At 64.2% G+C, this 14,994-nt stretch carries 13 protein-coding genes; 4 read left to right on the top strand and 9 right to left on the bottom strand.

Translation table 11 applies throughout. The features are described from left to right. Positions 1 to 5 precede the first annotated feature (5 nt). From BV95_RS01100 to BV95_RS01085, 4 genes are read right to left on the bottom strand one after another with little or no spacing between them, the layout of a single operon-like run. Entirely contained in the window at positions 6 to 329 is a 324-nt protein-coding gene (locus BV95_RS01100; RefSeq protein ID WP_030090336.1) for an ArsR/SmtB family transcription factor, read from the bottom strand. Beyond that, positions 326 to 3,532, bottom strand: coding sequence for an efflux RND transporter permease subunit (locus BV95_RS01095; RefSeq protein ID WP_030090335.1), 3,207 nt, complete (start codon positions 3,530 to 3,532; stop codon positions 326 to 328). The genes BV95_RS01100 and BV95_RS01095 overlap by 4 nt, the downstream gene beginning before the upstream one ends. Continuing rightward, on the bottom strand, positions 3,529 to 4,578 hold the full coding sequence (locus BV95_RS01090) for an efflux RND transporter periplasmic adaptor subunit (RefSeq protein WP_030090334.1): 1,050 nt from the start codon (positions 4,576 to 4,578) through the stop codon (positions 3,529 to 3,531). The genes BV95_RS01095 and BV95_RS01090 overlap by 4 nt, the downstream gene beginning before the upstream one ends. A 39-nt stretch (positions 4,579 to 4,617) precedes the next feature. Then, entirely contained in the window at positions 4,618 to 4,956 is a 339-nt protein-coding gene (locus tag BV95_RS01085) for a rhodanese-like domain-containing protein (RefSeq protein ID WP_021246226.1), read from the bottom strand. Between the two features lie 83 nt (positions 4,957 to 5,039). Here BV95_RS01085 and BV95_RS01080 point away from each other — a divergent pair, with 83 nt between their 5' ends. The 4 genes from BV95_RS01080 to BV95_RS01065 are packed head-to-tail and all read left to right on the top strand — an operon-like array spanning position 5,040 to position 8,197. Next, complete coding sequence (locus BV95_RS01080; RefSeq protein WP_030090333.1) at positions 5,040 to 6,320, top strand: NAD(P)/FAD-dependent oxidoreductase; 1,281 nt, start codon at positions 5,040 to 5,042, stop codon at positions 6,318 to 6,320. A gap of 40 nt (positions 6,321 to 6,360) precedes the next feature. Then, positions 6,361 to 6,564 carry a YgaP family membrane protein gene (locus BV95_RS01075; RefSeq protein ID WP_021246224.1) on the top strand — a complete coding sequence of 68 codons (204 nt, stop codon included), beginning with the start codon at positions 6,361 to 6,363 and terminating at the stop codon, positions 6,562 to 6,564. After that, on the top strand, positions 6,561 to 7,826 hold the full coding sequence (locus BV95_RS01070) for a TolC family outer membrane protein (RefSeq protein WP_030090332.1): 1,266 nt from the start codon (positions 6,561 to 6,563) through the stop codon (positions 7,824 to 7,826). Before BV95_RS01075 ends, BV95_RS01070 begins: the two co-directional genes overlap by 4 nt. 38 nt (positions 7,827 to 7,864) lie before the next feature. Continuing rightward, positions 7,865 to 8,197 (top strand): carboxymuconolactone decarboxylase family protein, encoded by a 333-nt coding sequence (locus BV95_RS01065; RefSeq protein ID WP_231746297.1) that lies wholly within the window; start codon positions 7,865 to 7,867, stop codon positions 8,195 to 8,197. Positions 8,198 to 8,321: 124 nt separating this feature from the next. Here BV95_RS01065 and BV95_RS01060 read toward each other — a convergent pair whose 3' ends face one another. The 5 genes from BV95_RS01060 to BV95_RS24890 form a co-directional block, all read right to left on the bottom strand. Then, complete coding sequence (locus BV95_RS01060; RefSeq protein ID WP_030090330.1) at positions 8,322 to 9,254, bottom strand: 1-phosphofructokinase family hexose kinase; 933 nt, start codon at positions 9,252 to 9,254, stop codon at positions 8,322 to 8,324. Between the two features lie 246 nt (positions 9,255 to 9,500). Beyond that, complete coding sequence (locus BV95_RS01055; RefSeq protein ID WP_030090329.1) at positions 9,501 to 10,469, bottom strand: calcium/sodium antiporter; 969 nt, start codon at positions 10,467 to 10,469, stop codon at positions 9,501 to 9,503. After that, positions 10,466 to 11,377 carry a universal stress protein gene (locus BV95_RS01050; RefSeq protein WP_021246219.1) on the bottom strand — a complete coding sequence of 304 codons (912 nt, stop codon included), beginning with the start codon at positions 11,375 to 11,377 and terminating at the stop codon, positions 10,466 to 10,468. Before BV95_RS01050 ends, BV95_RS01055 begins: the two co-directional genes overlap by 4 nt. Continuing rightward, positions 11,374 to 14,067 (bottom strand): HAD-IC family P-type ATPase, encoded by a 2,694-nt coding sequence (locus BV95_RS01045; protein ID WP_162849038.1) that lies wholly within the window; start codon positions 14,065 to 14,067, stop codon positions 11,374 to 11,376. Before BV95_RS01045 ends, BV95_RS01050 begins: the two co-directional genes overlap by 4 nt. A gap of 132 nt (positions 14,068 to 14,199) precedes the next feature. Further along, on the bottom strand, positions 14,200 to 14,514 hold the full coding sequence (locus tag BV95_RS24890) for a universal stress protein (protein ID WP_373886340.1): 315 nt from the start codon (positions 14,512 to 14,514) through the stop codon (positions 14,200 to 14,202). Positions 14,515 to 14,994 lie beyond the last annotated feature (480 nt).

The following is a 14,994-nucleotide window of genomic DNA, read 5'->3' as shown; positions in this document are numbered from 1 at the left end:
ATTTCTCAGGATTGTCCAGCACCGGGACCGAAGCGATCGCAGAGCATGTCGATCAACTTGCGGACGTCGCTGTCAGCAAGGCTGTAGTAGATCGTCGTCGCCTCGCGCCGGGTCTTGACCAGACCCCCTTCTCGCAATTTCCCCAGATGCTGGGACACGCTGGATTGCGATTGCCCGCACAACTCCACCATCTCCCCGACGGAGAATTCGCCCTGGGTCAGCCGGCACAGGATCAGCAGACGCTGTTCATTGGCCAGCAGCTTCAGCACGCTCGCCGCATGGGCGGCGTGCTCGGCGAGTTGTGCAAGGGGCGTCTCAAGCGGCATCATCTGGTCGCGGGTTTCCCATCATCTCGAAGCACGATGTAAATGGCCGGAATAACCAGCACGGTCAGCAGCGTCGAGGACGCAAGGCCGAACAGCAGCGAGATCGCCAAACCCTGAAAGATCGGATCGGTCAGGATCACGGCCGCGCCAATCATCGCCGCGGCGGCCGTGAGAACGATCGGCTTGAACCGGATCGTGCCGGCTTCCAGCAGCACGTCGCGCAGCGATTTGTCCGGCGTGGCCGAATGGCGGATGAAGTCGACCAGCAGGATCGAGTTGCGCACGATGATACCGGCGAGCGCGATGAACCCTATCATCGAGGTTGCCGTAAACGGTGCACGGAACAGCATGTGGCCAATGACGATCCCGACCAGCGTGAGCGGCACCGGCGTCAGGATCACGAGCGGCAGGCGGAAGCTTTTGAACTGCGCGACGACGATGATGTAGATCGCCAGCAGCGCGACCATGAAGGCGCCGCCCATGTCGCGGAACGTGACCCAGGTGATCTCCCATTCGCCATCCCAGAGCAGGGACGGCACGCTCTCATCCTCGGGCTGACCGTTGAGACGGATTTCCGGCTTCTGGAGGCCCTTGGCCGCCCAGTCATAGGCATCGACCGCGCGGTTCACTTCGATCATGCCGTAGATCGGCGCTTCATAGGCTCCGGCCAGCTCGGCCGTGACCATGTCGGCATATCGACCGTCACGGCGGAAGATCGCAGGACTCCCCGTCTCGGTGCGCGCTTCGACCACCGCGCCAAGGTCGATGAGCTGGCCGCCCGGCGTCTGTGCGACAGGCATACTCGACAAGGCTTGCGTCCAGCTGCGGTCCTTCTGTTCCAGCGCGATTGTAATCGGTAGTGGGCTGCGGCCATCGCCGCGCGGCGCGTAGCCGACAGTCTGGCTCCCCATGAGCATACCGATGCTGTCGGCGACCTGCCGCTGGGAAAGGCCGTAATAATCGAGCCGGTCGCGCTGCACGTCGAGGCGGAGCTTCGGGCGCGCCTCGCCGAAGCTGTTGTCCACGTCGACGATGAAGGGGACGGACTTGAAGATCTTTTCCAGCTCGGACGCTGTCTTCTGGCGCGTGACTTCGTCGGGGCCATAGACCTCGGCCAGCAGGGTCGCGAGGACGGGCGGTCCTGGAGGCGTCTCGACCACCTTGATAGATGCGCCATTGGGCAAGCGCAGCGCCTTCAGCCGCTGGCGCAGGTCGAGCGCAATCTGATGGCTGGACCGGCTGCGATCCCCCTTGGGCAGCAGCGTCACCATCACATCGCCCTGCTCGGGCTGCGAGCGCAGGAAATAATGGCGGACAAGGCCGTTGAAGTTGAACGGCGCCGATGTGCCGACATAGGCCTCCATCGCCGTCGCTTCGGGCAAGCCTCGCACCACGCCGGCAACATCTTCCAGCACGCGGCCCGTGTTTTCGAGCGCGGTGCCTTCGGGCATATCGACCACGACCTGAACCTCCGACTTGTTGTCGAAGGGCAGCAGCTTCACGGTAACGGCCTTGAAATAGAACATCGAGCAGGCGACCAGTGTCGCCACGCCCACCGCGATCAGGAAATTGCGGGCGGACTTCTTCGTATCGATGACGCGATGCGCGACACGGGCATAGAGCTGCCCCAGCTTGCCGCCGCTCTCGTCATGGCCGTGGCCAGAGCCGAGCGTCTTGCGGGCAAAACGGATCATCAGCCACGGCGCAATGACCACGGCGACGAAGAAGGAAAAGATCATCGCCGCCGACGCATTGACCGGGATGGGAGCCATGTAGGGGCCCATCAGGCCGGAAACGAACAGCATCGGCAGCAGCGCCGCAACCACGGTCAATGTCGCGACCACCGTGGGATTGCCGACCTCCGCCACCGCCTCGATCGCGGCCTGGGTACGGTTGCGGTCATCGTCCATCGCCCAATGGCGCGCGATATTCTCGATCATGACGATCGCGTCGTCGACGAGGATGCCGATCGAGAAGATCAGCGCGAACAGGCTGACGCGGTTGATGGTGTAGCCCATGAGGTTCGAGGCGAACATGGTCAGCAGGATCGTCGTCGGAATGACCACGGCGGTCACGCCCGCCTCGCGCCACCCGATCGCGAAGCCGATCAGCACGACGATGGAGACGGTCGCCAGCGCCAGATGGAACAGCAGCTCGTTGGCCTTCTCGTTCGCCGTCTCGCCATAGTTGCGGGTGACGGCGACCGTGACGTCATCGGGGATGAGCTTGCCTTTCAGGCTCTCGACGCGCTCGAGGATCGCATCGGACACCACCACGGCATTGGCGCCGGCGCGCTTGGCGAAGGCGATGCTGACGGCGGGGGCGCTATGCCACTTGCCGTTTTCCTCCTTCGCCCAGCGCCACGCCCGCGCCTGATCCTCGCGCGGCCCCTGCGTTACGCTGGCAACGTCGCGCAGATAGACGGGCGAGCCGGAGGCAGAGCGCACGGTCAGAAGTCCGACCTCCTGCGCCGATGACAGGGTGCGGCCCGCCGTGACGCCGACCGCCTTGCCGTCCTCGCGGATATTACCCAGCGGAAAGGACCGATTGGCCTGGCTCGCGGCCTCGATCACGCTCCCCAGCGGCACGCCATACTGGCGGAGCCTGGCCGGATCGGGCGCAATGCGGATTTCCTCGGGGCGGCCACCGACGAGGAAGCTGATCCCGACATTGTCGACCTTGGCGATCTCGGTGCGCAGCTTCGCGGCGAGTTCGTAGAGGCTGGCATCGTTCCACTGCCCTGCCGCGCCGGGCTTGGGGGCAAGGGTCAGGACGACAGCGGGAACGTCGTTAATGCCGCGCACCGTCACCTTGGGATCGGGGATGCCGACCGGCTTACGATCCCAATTGGCGCGCAGCTTCTCCTCGATGCGGATCGCTGCATCCTCCGGGTTCGACCCGACGAGGAAGCGCGCCGTCACCATTACGCCATCGTCCTGCGCCTGGGTATAGACATGCTCCACCCCGTCGACGCTCTTGACGATGGTTTCGAGCGGAATGCCCACCAGCTCGGTCGCATCGGCGGCGGACAGGCCGGGCGCCATCACCTGAATGTCCACCATCGGCACGCTGATCTGCGGTTCCTCCTCCCTTGGGATGGAAAGAAGAGCCAGCAGACCGACAGCGATCGCCGCCAGCAGAAACAGCGGCGTCAGGGGGGAAGCGATAGTGGCCCTGGTGAGGCGACCGGAAACACCGAGATTCATGGCCGCGGAGCCTTGGCCGGCTTACCGGGGGCGAACAGCACGTCGCCGGCGGCCGCACCGCTCAATATCTCGACCAGGGCGGGATCGGCCGTCGGCGCGATCTGGACCGGCACCATGCTGAGCCGCTTGCCTTCCGCGACGATCTGCACCTGATCCATGCCATAGCGCGTGGTGATGAAGGAGCGCGGCACGACCAGCGCCTTGCGCGTGCCGATCTCGACCGACGCGCTCACGCGGCGGCCGATGAATTGGGTGGAAAGCCCAGGCAAAGTCGCATCGACGCGGACCTGGCCGCCAGTGATCGCGGGATAGACCTGCGCCACACTGCCTTCGCGCTGCCCGGACGGCATATCCGCTTCATTGACGATCACGCGCGCACCGGGATGGACCTGTCCGGCAACCGACTCCGGCAGCATCAACCGCAGCACCGGCGGCCCCGCGGTAACCGTCGCGATCGACATGCCCGGCGCCACCGGTGATCCGGCGGGAATATCGGCGCGAAGCACCCGACCGCTCGCCGGGGCGATCACCGCCCCCTGCCCCGCGACGCTGACGCTTGCGCCCTGCTGCGCCCGAGCGGCAGCAACCTGCGCATCGGCCGCGCGCGCGGCCGCAACGGCCTGATCCAGGCGCGCCTTGGCATAGACGCCTTGGCCATAGAGATCGCGAATGCGGGCGAGATCGGCATTGGTCCGCGCGGCTTCGGCCTGGGCGGCGGCGGTCTGGGCGCCATAGGCGCTTGTCTCATAGCCGAGCCGCGAATCGACGATCATGCCGATCCGCTGGCCCTTTTGCACCGTGTCGCCGGCACGGACGGAAAGCGACGTGAGGATGCCGGGGATGCGGGCGAGCACTTCGGCCTGGTCGCGCGTGGCGATCTCCGCGCCGACTACCTTCATGTCCGGGATTTCGGTTGCGGCGAGCCGCAGAGTTTCCCCGGCGGGTAGCGTCGCCGCCGCCTGCTCCTGCTCCGGCTTGCTCCCGCATGCCGACAGCGCCAGCGCGGCGCCCGCCAACCAGAGCCACTTGCCCCTGCCGCTCATCATGCCGCCGATACCCCTCTTTTTTGGTTCTCTTTCAGGCTCTCAATCACCAACGACCGGGAAGCCGGCGTCTTTCCACGCACCGATCCCGCCAGCGAGGTGGGTGTCGATCGCGCTCTGCGCCGCCGCGCATTGATCGAGTGCCTGGCCCGAGCGCTTTCCGCCCGCGCATTGCAGCACGACAGTCCGGCCCTTGGGATCAGGGATGTTACGAGGTGAAAAGCCCGACAGTGGCATGTTTATTGCGCCCAGTATGTGGCCGGCGGCGAACTCGCCTGTCTCGCGCACGTCGATCAGGAGCGCCTTGCCGCCCTTCAGCATGGCGTCCAGCTCGGCGGGGCCGATCTCACGGTGGGCATCACGTTTCTTGAATCCGAACATGGCAGCTTCCTCAACTTTGTTATTTGCATATAACGTGTAATGATGATATTCGTCAATGCCATTGAGACATGGAAGGATCGCAGATGGGCAAGCCTTTGATCGTGGTGCTGGGCGCGGGTCTGGGAGGCACGATCGCCTCCTATGAGATCAAGGCTGCCGTCAAAGACCGCGCCGACGTGATGACGGTATCCGATAGCGATACCTACAACTTCATCCCGTCCAATCCCTGGGTCGCCGTGCGCTGGCGCGAGCCTGAAGCCATCCAGGTCCACCTCCCTCCCGTGTTCGCCAAAAAGAAGATCGGCTTCACCTCGGTCGGCGCGAAGCGGCTGCATGCCGGCGAAAAGCGACTCGAACTCAATGACGGCTCATCCATCAATTACGATTATCTTGTAATCGCTACCGGCCCGGAACTCGCGTTCGACGAGATCGAGGGGCTGGGTCCGCATGGCGGCCATACCCTCTCCATCTGCCAGACGCCCCACGCCTCAGCCGCCGCCGATGCGTTCGATGCCTTTGCACAAAATCCCGGCCCGATCGTCGTCGGCGCGGTGCAGGGCGCGTCCTGCTACGGCCCGGCCTACGAATTCGCGATGATCCTCGACACCGAACTGCGCAAGCGCAAGATCCGCGACAAGGTGCCGATGATCTATGTGACGCCCGAACCCTATATCGGCCACCTTGGGCTCGACGGCGTCGGCGATACCAAGTCGCTGCTCGAGAGCGAGCTGCGTGATCGCCACATCAAATGGATCACCAACGCCCGCGTCACCAAGGTCGAGCCCGGCGTCATGCACGTCGAGGAAGTCGGCGAGGACGGCGCGGTGAAGAAGACGCACGACCTGCCCTTCGGCTTCTCGATGATGCTCCCTGCGTTCCGGGGCGTCCCCGCGGTCAGCAATATCGAAGGGCTGGCCAATCCGCGCGGCTTCATCATCGTCGACAAGCACCAGCGCAATCCGGCCTTCCCCGAGATATTCGCGCTCGGTGTCTGTGTCGCCATCCCGCCGACCGGCCCGACGCCGGTTCCGGTGGGCGTGCCCAAGACCGGTTTCATGATCGAATCCATGGTCACGGCGATCGCCGCCAATCTCTCGCTGGTTCTCGACGGCCAGGAGCCGACGGCGGAAGCGACGTGGAACGCGGTGTGTCTCGCCGATTTTGGCGACGGAGGCGTCGCCTTCGTCGCCCAGCCGCAGATCCCGCCGCGCAACGTCAACTGGTCGTCCAGCGGCAAATGGGTCCATCTGGCCAAGGTCGGCTTTGAGAAATATTTCCTGCGCAAGGTCCGCAAGGGCGAGAGCGAGCCCTTCTACGAAAAGCTCGCCATGCACGCGATGGGCATCCGCAAGCTGCGTTTCTGATGCCCCGGCTTCTGGTTTCCCAAGCGAAGGAGTGAGACTGATGACTCTCGATCGTGCCGTGATGGCGTTCGCCGGTTGTGTCGTACTGCTCGGCGTCGTCCTGTCGCTGACCGTGCATCCCTGGTGGATCGCGCTCACCGCCTTTGCCGGCCTCAATATGCTTCAGGCAAGCTTCACTGGTTTCTGCCCGGCTGCGATGGTGTTCAAGGCGTTCGGCGTCCGTCCGGGAACCGCCTTCAAATGACGCTCAGGCGGACGATCCCCCTCCCCCTGCTCGCCGGCCTGCTGGCGAGTGTCGCCATGCCCGCGCAGGCAACGACGCTTGAAGAAGCCATTGCGGCCGCCGTGAACCACGCGCCGGAAATCGAGGCGGCGGGGGCCGATGCCGATGCGGCCGACGCCCGGATCAGGGAAGCACGCGGCCAGGGTCTGCCAACCGCGACGCTGAGCGGGACGATCGGCTATGGACGACTCGATCCGCAGGGTTTCTTCGGGCTTCCGGCGGCCAACGTCACGCCGCGCGCGGCGCAGCTCACTATCGAACAGCCCCTCTTTATGGGCGGCAGGGTCAGCGCCGGGATCGCACAGGCGAAAGCGGGCAGCGAAGCAGCACGCGCCGGTGAAACGATGACCCGCAGCCAGATCGTTGTCGCGACGGTCCAAGCCTATGGCGACGTGCTGACCACGCACCGAATGATAGCGCTCTATGAACAGATGGTCGGCCAGATGGAGGAGATCCAGCGCCAGGCCCGGCTCCGCTTCAAGGCAGGCGAAAGCCCCAGCACCGATGTTGCGCAGGCGGCGGCGCGCCTTGCCGAAGCACAGGCAGCCCTTGAAGGCGCGCGCGGCTTTGCCATCTCGGCCGATGCGCGATTCACCAACCTCACTGGCCTTGCCCCGCAGGATCTCCAGCCCATTCCGGCAAGTCCGGTCCTGCCTGCCTCGCTCGATGAAGCGCTCGACAGCGCCCGCGGGAACAACCCGGCGCTGGCGCAAGCCGAAGCGGCATTGGATGCCGCCCAGGCCGGCGCGCGGGGCGCGCGGGCCGAACGCCTGCCCACGATCGGCGCCTTCGCCGAAGGTTCGACGGTGCGTGACCAGTTCTTTCCCGATTATCGCTCCGATGCCGCCACGGTCGGCGTGCGGGCGCGCTGGCAGATATTCGCGGGCGGGCGAGTCTCAGCCAAGATTACCGAATCCGATAGTGCGGTCAGGGCCGCCGATGCGCGTATGCGCGCCGCACGCGCCGCCGTCGATGAACAGACGATCAGCGCCTTTTCCGGGGTGCGCTCGGCCGCCCTGGTCGAAGCGGCTGCTTCCCAGCAAGCCCTTGCCGCCGGACAGGCGCGCGACAGCGTGCGCCACGAGGTTCGCGTGGGGATGAAGCCCCAGCTCGATCTGCTCGATGCCGAACGCGAGGCAACCGCCGCAGCGGTCAGCGAAGCTCGCGCGCGAAGCGATCGCATCGTCGCGGCTTACCGACTGCTTGCCCTTCTCGGACGCTGAACTTTACAGGAGACGATATGCACAAGGACTGGCCGAAAATGGCGACCGAGCTGAATGGCGCCATCAAGGAAGTGCGGCTCGGCACGCCCGACGTGATGCAGGCCTTTTCCGCCATGGCGACTGCGGCCACCAAGGCCGGGGCGCTCGATGCCAAGACCAAGGAACTGATCGCTCTTGCCATCTCGGTCGCCATCCGCTGCGACGGCTGCGTTGCCTTCCATTCGAAGGCCGCCGTCAAGCATGGCGCCACGCGCGATGAAGTGATGGAGACGATGGGCATGGCGCTCTACATGGGCGCTGGCCCCAGCCTCATGTATGCCGCGCAGGCGGTCGAGGCCTTCGATCAGTTCTCCGATCAAGCGAAACAATAATACGCCGTGAAATCGAAACAGCCGAACACTTGACCGGCAGTGCGCCGAACCGGTCGCGAATTTCGCGACCGGGAACCACGATCATGAACTGGTCGGTGGAGTACGCTCAAGTTCAACGCAAGGTTCAGGAGGCTGCACGGACCTGCGAATAGAGCCGCCGGATGTCTTCGGGTCGCGCAAGATCGTGCCCCGGATTCATCACGGCCGCCGCGCCTGCCGCGATGCCGAAGCGGAACGCTTCTTCGATCTCCCAGCCTGAGGAGATAGCAAAGACCATCGCCGAAAGGAAACTGTCGCCCGCGCCGACCGCGCTTCTGACCTCGATGTCCACTGCGGGAAGCAGGAGTTGGCGCTCGGCCGAGGCAAGGAGAGCGCCCTCGTGCCCCATCGTCACCGCCACATATTGCGCATGACCGCCCCCGACGATCTGCATGGCCGCCCGTCCCACCGACTCCGTGTCGGGAAGATCCCGACCGGTGAACTGGCGCAACTCGCCAATGCTGGGCTTGACGAGGAAGACGCCGCCTTGCTCAAGGCCTCCGCGCAGGCCAGCGCCTGAACTGTCGAGCACGACCGGTATATTGCGTTCCGTCATCATCGCGACGACCTGGCCATAGAAATCATCCGGAATGCCGGGTGAGAGCGAACCGCTCGCGACCAGATAGTCACATTGTGCCGTCTGGAGCTGATTGAGGCACTGCCGCCATTCTGCAGGTTCGACCATCGGTCCGGACGGAACGAGGCGATATTCCTTCCCGCTTTCGCGCTCGAGCACTGCGGTGGCCACCCTGGTATGCCCCTTGATCGGGATACGGTTGCGCACCAGCTGGTGCAGGTCGAGCAGACCATCGAGCGCGTGGCCGGTTGCACCGCCCGAAAGATAGTAGCTCCGCGCGTTCCCGCCGAGCCGGACATAGACACGGGCCACGTTGATTCCCCCGCCACCCGGCGAATAGAATTCTGTCTTCGTCCGCATTTTACGGGTGTGGTAGACATGATCGACTTCATAGGCGACGTCGATCGTCGGGTTCAGGGTGAGGGTCGCGATGTTCATCATGGCCGCCATTGAGGGACCCGGATGGGCTCGGGTCTATCCGGGATTTCCCTAATCGTTACGCTATCGCGGGTCCACGAATGCGAAGGCTCCGATCGAAAGGGTGCGAAGTTCTACCGGGATCGAAAGACCCGCGTTAGCAACCTGACAGCAGCAGCCACCGCCTGCGACCCAAAATCACTGGATAATAGACGAAAGGCGGGAAAATCGCGGCGTTGTCAAAAGATGCCCTCGCGCTTTCCTTATCGGTTAAATCCGATCATTGATCAAATAGGCAAGATATAGCAAGTAGGCACTCACAAACATTCCACCCTCGAACCGCGAAATTTGGCGTCCGCTGATGAATACGGGAATGCAGGCCAGCGCGACCCCCAACATGACCGGGATGTCGACCCGGATCAGTTGCGCGCTGACCTCGATCCCGTTCGACGGAAACAGGCAGGCCGCGCCGAGAATCACCAGAATATTGTAAACGCTGCTGCCGATCAGATTGCCGATCGCGATGTCGCGCTCGCCACGAATCGTCGAAATGATCGTCGTAACGAGTTCAGGAGCGGAAGTACCGATCGCAACGATCGTCAGTCCGATAAAGGCGTCCGATACGTTCCACAACCGGGCAAGCGCGACCGCACCATCCACCAGCCAGTTGGCGCCCACGACGATCACGACGAGGCCGATGGCCAGCATCGCCATTGCGGAGAAACCGTGGCGGCGGGAAAAGCGCGGCGCCGCGAATTCCCGCGCGAACTCCAGCTTCACCGTGATGCTTTCCCGCCGGGCGACGCGAATGACGGTCAGCGTGAAGGCCATTCCCATCGTGATCAAAAACAGCCCCTCAAGGCGCGAGAGCACACCGTCCCAGGCAAAGACGAGTAGCGCGGCCGACGCGATGACGATGACAGGCAGTTCCAGACGCAGCGTCTGCATCCGAATGGCAAGTGGTTGCAGCATCGCGCTGAGGCCGAGGATAAGGAGGATGTTGACGGTGTTGGTGCCGGCGATGTTGCCAACCGCGAGCGAGCCGTTTCCCTGGAGCGCCGCCTCGATCCCGACGGCGAGTTCGGGCGTGCTCGTTCCCAGCGCCACGATCGTGAGGCCGATGAGCAGCGGCGAAACGCCCAGCCGCGCGGCCAGCGCCGAGCCTCCCCTCACCAGCCACTCCGCACCAGCGATCAGGGCGGCGAGCCCCATGAGGCTGGAAACGATCGCCAGCGTCATCCGGCCGGGTTCACCTTGCGCCTGGCGGGATCGGGTACGAGGAGGACATCGCCCGGGACCGCATCAAGGATCTTGCGCGCCGTACTGCCGATCATAGCCTCATAGACGAGGCCACCGCCATGGGTTCCAACGACCGTCAGGTGACGTGCGGCATTTTCCGCACGGTCGCGAAGCAGCGCTTCGGGAACCCCGTGCTCGATCATGCGCGTGACGTTCCGGGCCGCCACATCAGACAGTCCCGCTTCGGCAAGGAACTTGTCGGCCGCAGCCTCGCCATAACCCTCGAATTGCCGTTCGATTTCCGATCGGCCGAGATAGCCCGCGAAGGGCACATCGTAGGCGTGGAAAAGGGAGATAGCCGCATCGGGAAAAAAGCGGACGGCGGTCTCCAGAGCGATCCGGGCGGGCGCGGAGAAATCTGTCGCGACCACCATGGCGCGGTAAGGCTCGAAAGCGCGGTCGCGTACGATCAGGATCGGAACGGGCGCCTTGCGGATCAGCCGGTCCACGGTATCGCCGAGCAGCATCCGGGCCAGCGGCCCATCGCGAGCCACGCCGGTGACGATCAGGCCCGCCTCGCCCTTTCCGGCGATATCGAGGACGACCGGTGCCGGCGAGCCGGTTTCGACGTGGACCGAAATGTCGATTGGCGGCGCCTCGCGAACAAGGTCGTGGTAGATGCGATGGCGCGCCGCCCGCACCGGGTCTTCGAGAGGCCGACGCCAGGACGGCAGATCGCCGAGTCGGACGGACAGCATCCCGTCTTCCGGCGGGTTCAGCGCGTGGATGACCATAAGCTCCGCCCGCCATGCCTGGGCTACCAGCAGGGCGCGATCGAAGGCGCGGTCGCAACGATGGCTGAGGTCGGTCGCGAGCGCGATGCATTTAGGGAAACCGTCACGCGTCATGGCATGTCCTCCTGATTATTAAGTTCGCTAAACCAGCCCAGTCGCCGCATCACATGCTTCTCCACCTCCAGCGACAGCATGAGAAGCATGCCGCACGCCACCAGCAACACCCAGTCCGCGAAGCCCAGCGGCTGCGAGTGGAAAATCGCGTTCATGAACGGCGCATAGGTGAAGAGCGCCTGGCCGATGACGAGAACGCCGATCGCGATCAACACGGCGGGAGTACCGATCGCGCCGCGCCATGTCAGGGACGTCATGTGGAGATAGCGGACGTTGAAGAGGTAGAAGATCTCCGCGATGATGAACATGTTGACGACCATGGTGCGCGCCATCTCCAGGCTCCGGCCTTGCGCCAGAACATGGAAAAAGATTCCGAGAGTGACGGCCGCGAACAGCACAGAGACGAGAAGGACACGCCAAAGCAGGAACGGCGAAAGCAACGGCGCGCCGCGCTCCCGTGGCCGGCGCAACATCGCACCGGGTTCCGTGGGCTCGAACGCCAGCACGAGGCCGAGCGTGGCGGCGAGGACGAGGTTCACCCAGAGGATCTGCGTCGCCGTCATCGGCAGCGCGAAGCCCAGCAGGATCGCCAATACGACCGCCAGTGTTTCACCGCCGTTCGTAGGGATTTCCCAGGAAATGACCTTGCGAATGTTGTCGTAGACCGTTCGGCCTTCGCGAACGGCGCTGACGATCGAGGCAAAATTATCGTCGAGCAGCACCATGGAAGCCGCTTCTTTCGACGCTTCGGTGCCCTTGATGCCCATGGCGACCCCGACGTCGGCCTGCTTGAGGGACGGCGCGTCGTTCACGCCGTCCCCCGTCATCGCGACGATCTTTCCCTGAGCCTGCAGCGCACGGACGATCCGCAATTTATGTTCCGGGCTGGTCCGGGCAAAGACCGAGACATCCGCGACCGCTTGCTCCAGTTCGGTGTCCGGAAGCTTTTCCAGTTCCAGCCCGGTCAGCACGCGCGGGTCGTCGGCAAGGTCGAGTTGCCGGGCGATCGCCAGCGCCGTCGCCGCATGATCGCCAGTGATCATCTTGACGCCGATTCCGGCGGACCGGCATTCGGCGATGGCGTCCTTGACCTCCGCACGAGGCGGATCGATGAAGCCGACAAGGCCCAGGAGGCACACGCCAGTCGAGAGATCTTCGAACGAGATCCGTTCGCTGCCGGCAGGCATTTCCTTCGCGCCGAAGGCGAGAACGCGCTCGCCATCGCTTCCGGCGGTAGCGATGGAACTCTCCCAATAGGAACAATTGTCGGGCGCGGTCATCGCCAAGAGCGCTTCGGGCGCGCCCTTCACGAACAGCAAGCGCGTGCCGTTGGAACCCCGGCAGAGCGTCGCCATGAACCGATGCGCGGCGTCGAAGGGAATCTCGTCGAGCCGCTCCCATTCCGCCCGCTCCTGCTCCGGATCGATGGCCGCCTTCATTGCCAGGGCGAAGAGGGCCCCCTCCATCGGATCGCCCTCGACACGCCATTCCGCACCGACCTTGCGCAGCGCGGCATCGTTGCACAGCAGCCCGCAGCGGATCAGTGGCATCGCATCGGCCATAGCCTCTGCCTGGTCCCCGGACCCGACGATCCGGATTTGACCATCGGGAACATAGCCGGATCCGCTCGCGATCATCGTATGCCGCTCGGTGATGACGCGGCGGGCCGTCATTTCGTTGCGTGTGAGCGTGCCGGTCTTGTCGGTGCATATCACCGAGGTCGCGCCGAGCGTTTCGACGGCCGGGAGCTTTCGGATGACGGCGTTGCGCCCCGCCATCCGCCGCACGCCGATCGCGAGAGTAATCGTGATGACCGCCGGCAGCCCTTCCGGCACGATCCCCACGGCGAGCGCGACCACGGCGATCAGCGCGTCGATCCAATCGTAATTCCGCGCCAGAACGGCAAAGGCGAACAGCGCAAGCCCCCCCGCGAGTACGAACCAGGTGAAGCGCCGGGCAAAACCGTCGATCTGCTTCAGCAGCGGGGTTGCCAGTTGTTCGACCGACTGGATAAGCGAACTGATCCGTCCGATCTGCGTGCGAGATCCGGTGGCAACAGCGAGCCCGCTTGCGTGCCCAGCCGCAACCATCGTGCCCGAAAAGGCCATATTACGCCGATCCGCCAAATCGGTCTGCTCGGGCAGCACCGCTTCCTGCTTTTCGGCAGCCACCGATTCGCCCGTCAGCAGCGCCTCGTCGATAAGCATTCGCCGCGCATGGAGAAGCCTGAGATCGGCGGGAACGCGATCACCGGCCTCGATCATCACGAGATCGCCGGGCACGATCTCGCGGACGGGAATCGTTTGCCTCACGCCGTCACGCACCACGCTGGCCTTGGGCGCGATCATCTGCTGGATGGCCTCAAGCGCCTGTTCAGCCTTTCCTTCCTGGATATGCCCGATCACCGCATTCACGATCACGACGGCGACGATGACCACCGCGTCGATCATGTGATCGAGCAGCGCTGCGGCCAATGCCCCGGCAAGAAGCACATAGATCAACGTGTTATGGAATTGCGCGAGGAACCTAAGGAACACATTGCGACGCGCCGACCGGGGTAGCGCGTTCGGCCCAAAGCGGGCCGATTGCCGATCCACCTCCGGAGAAGAGAGACCCGCACAACCGACGTCGAGTGCCGTGGCAACTTCGCTGGTTGACAGCATATGCCAGCGCACTTCGGAAGTTTCCATGGGTCCTGACATCAAATCTCTTTCGTATTACATCAAACCATCTCGTGTTGAGCATGCGGAGCGAAGACCGTGCGGACCGGTTTCATTCCCGGCCCGCGGTTCCGCGCTTGCGTGCCGCCGATTGAATGGGCTTCAATGCGCAAACAGCAGCGGCAGCGGCGCGCCAGTGAGCAGGTCGCGCGTGACGCCGCCCAGGATCATCTCGCGCAGGCGAGAGTGGCCATAAGCGCCAAGCGCGAGCATCCCGGCGCCACGCCGGTGAGCCGCTTCGACCAGCGCCTCCGCATCCGACACGTCACCGCCCTGGATGGGAACTACGGTCGACGTAAAGCCATGCCGGGCGAGATGGTGGGCGACATCGGCTCCCGGTTCGGAACCGTGGCCCTGGACCGTCGGCTTCGCATCGAGGATGAGTATATCGATCCTTGCCCCAGGCGCCGCGAACATGGTCGCGTCGCGCAGCGCGTGCGTCGCCTCGCGGGTCGCATTCCAGCCGATCGCCAAGTGATCGATGGCGGCCGGTTTATAGCCGGTGGGCAGGATCAGAACGGGACGCCCAGATGCGAACAGGCAACGCTCAAGCGTATCACGTCGAATTGGCGGATGGTCGTAATTGTCCGAAGGACCGAACAGGACGAGGTCGGCATAACGGGCATAGACCGCGGTCTTGGCGAAGATCACCGCCGGCTGGTCCGAAATCGTCCTCACCTCTACGTTCGTGGAGCGGGCGAGCATCGCGATCCGCTGCTGCTTCGCCTCCACCGCTTCAGTATAATCGGGAAGAAGTACATAAGGCAGTGCAACCGTCAGGGCATAGTCGCTCGCGGGGAGAGCCGACAGCACGACGATGGCAAGGCTGGCGTCGTGGAACTCGGCAAAGGCAAGCGCATCGCGCAAAAACCGCTCGTCCTTGTCTCCGGTATCGAC

Source organism: Sphingobium chlorophenolicum (assembly GCF_000722875.1).
Taxonomy (GTDB): Bacteria; Pseudomonadota; Alphaproteobacteria; order Sphingomonadales; family Sphingomonadaceae; genus Sphingobium; species Sphingobium chlorophenolicum.
The sequence above is the reverse complement of the archived record's forward strand: the minus strand, read 5'-3'. Positions and strand labels throughout refer to the sequence as shown.

What these genes read in the sequence shown, in the direction of transcription:
- BV95_RS01045 (WP_162849038.1), bottom strand. Translation starts at nt 14,067, where the DNA reads ATGGAAACTTCCGAAGTGCGCTGGCATATGCTGTCAACCAGCGAAGTT.
- BV95_RS01100 (WP_030090336.1), bottom strand. Translation starts at nt 329, where the DNA reads ATGATGCCGCTTGAGACGCCCCTTGCACAACTCGCCGAGCACGCCGCC.
- BV95_RS01060 (WP_030090330.1), bottom strand. Translation starts at nt 9,254, where the DNA reads ATGATGAACATCGCGACCCTCACCCTGAACCCGACGATCGACGTCGCC.
- BV95_RS01095 (WP_030090335.1), bottom strand. Translation starts at nt 3,532, where the DNA reads ATGAATCTCGGTGTTTCCGGTCGCCTCACCAGGGCCACTATCGCTTCC.
- BV95_RS01090 (WP_030090334.1), bottom strand. Translation starts at nt 4,578, where the DNA reads ATGATGAGCGGCAGGGGCAAGTGGCTCTGGTTGGCGGGCGCCGCGCTG.
- BV95_RS01070 (WP_030090332.1), top strand. Translation starts at nt 6,561, where the DNA reads ATGACGCTCAGGCGGACGATCCCCCTCCCCCTGCTCGCCGGCCTGCTG.
- BV95_RS01085 (WP_021246226.1), bottom strand. Translation starts at nt 4,956, where the DNA reads ATGTTCGGATTCAAGAAACGTGATGCCCACCGTGAGATCGGCCCCGCC.
- BV95_RS01075 (WP_021246224.1), top strand. Translation starts at nt 6,361, where the DNA reads ATGACTCTCGATCGTGCCGTGATGGCGTTCGCCGGTTGTGTCGTACTG.
- BV95_RS01065 (WP_231746297.1), top strand. Translation starts at nt 7,865, where the DNA reads ATGGCGACCGAGCTGAATGGCGCCATCAAGGAAGTGCGGCTCGGCACG.
- BV95_RS01050 (WP_021246219.1), bottom strand. Translation starts at nt 11,377, where the DNA reads ATGACGCGTGACGGTTTCCCTAAATGCATCGCGCTCGCGACCGACCTC.
- BV95_RS01080 (WP_030090333.1), top strand. Translation starts at nt 5,040, where the DNA reads ATGGGCAAGCCTTTGATCGTGGTGCTGGGCGCGGGTCTGGGAGGCACG.
- BV95_RS24890 (WP_373886340.1), bottom strand. Translation starts at nt 14,514, where the DNA reads ATGTTCGCGGCGCCTGGGGCAAGGATCGATATACTCATCCTCGATGCG.
- BV95_RS01055 (WP_030090329.1), bottom strand. Translation starts at nt 10,469, where the DNA reads ATGACGCTGGCGATCGTTTCCAGCCTCATGGGGCTCGCCGCCCTGATC.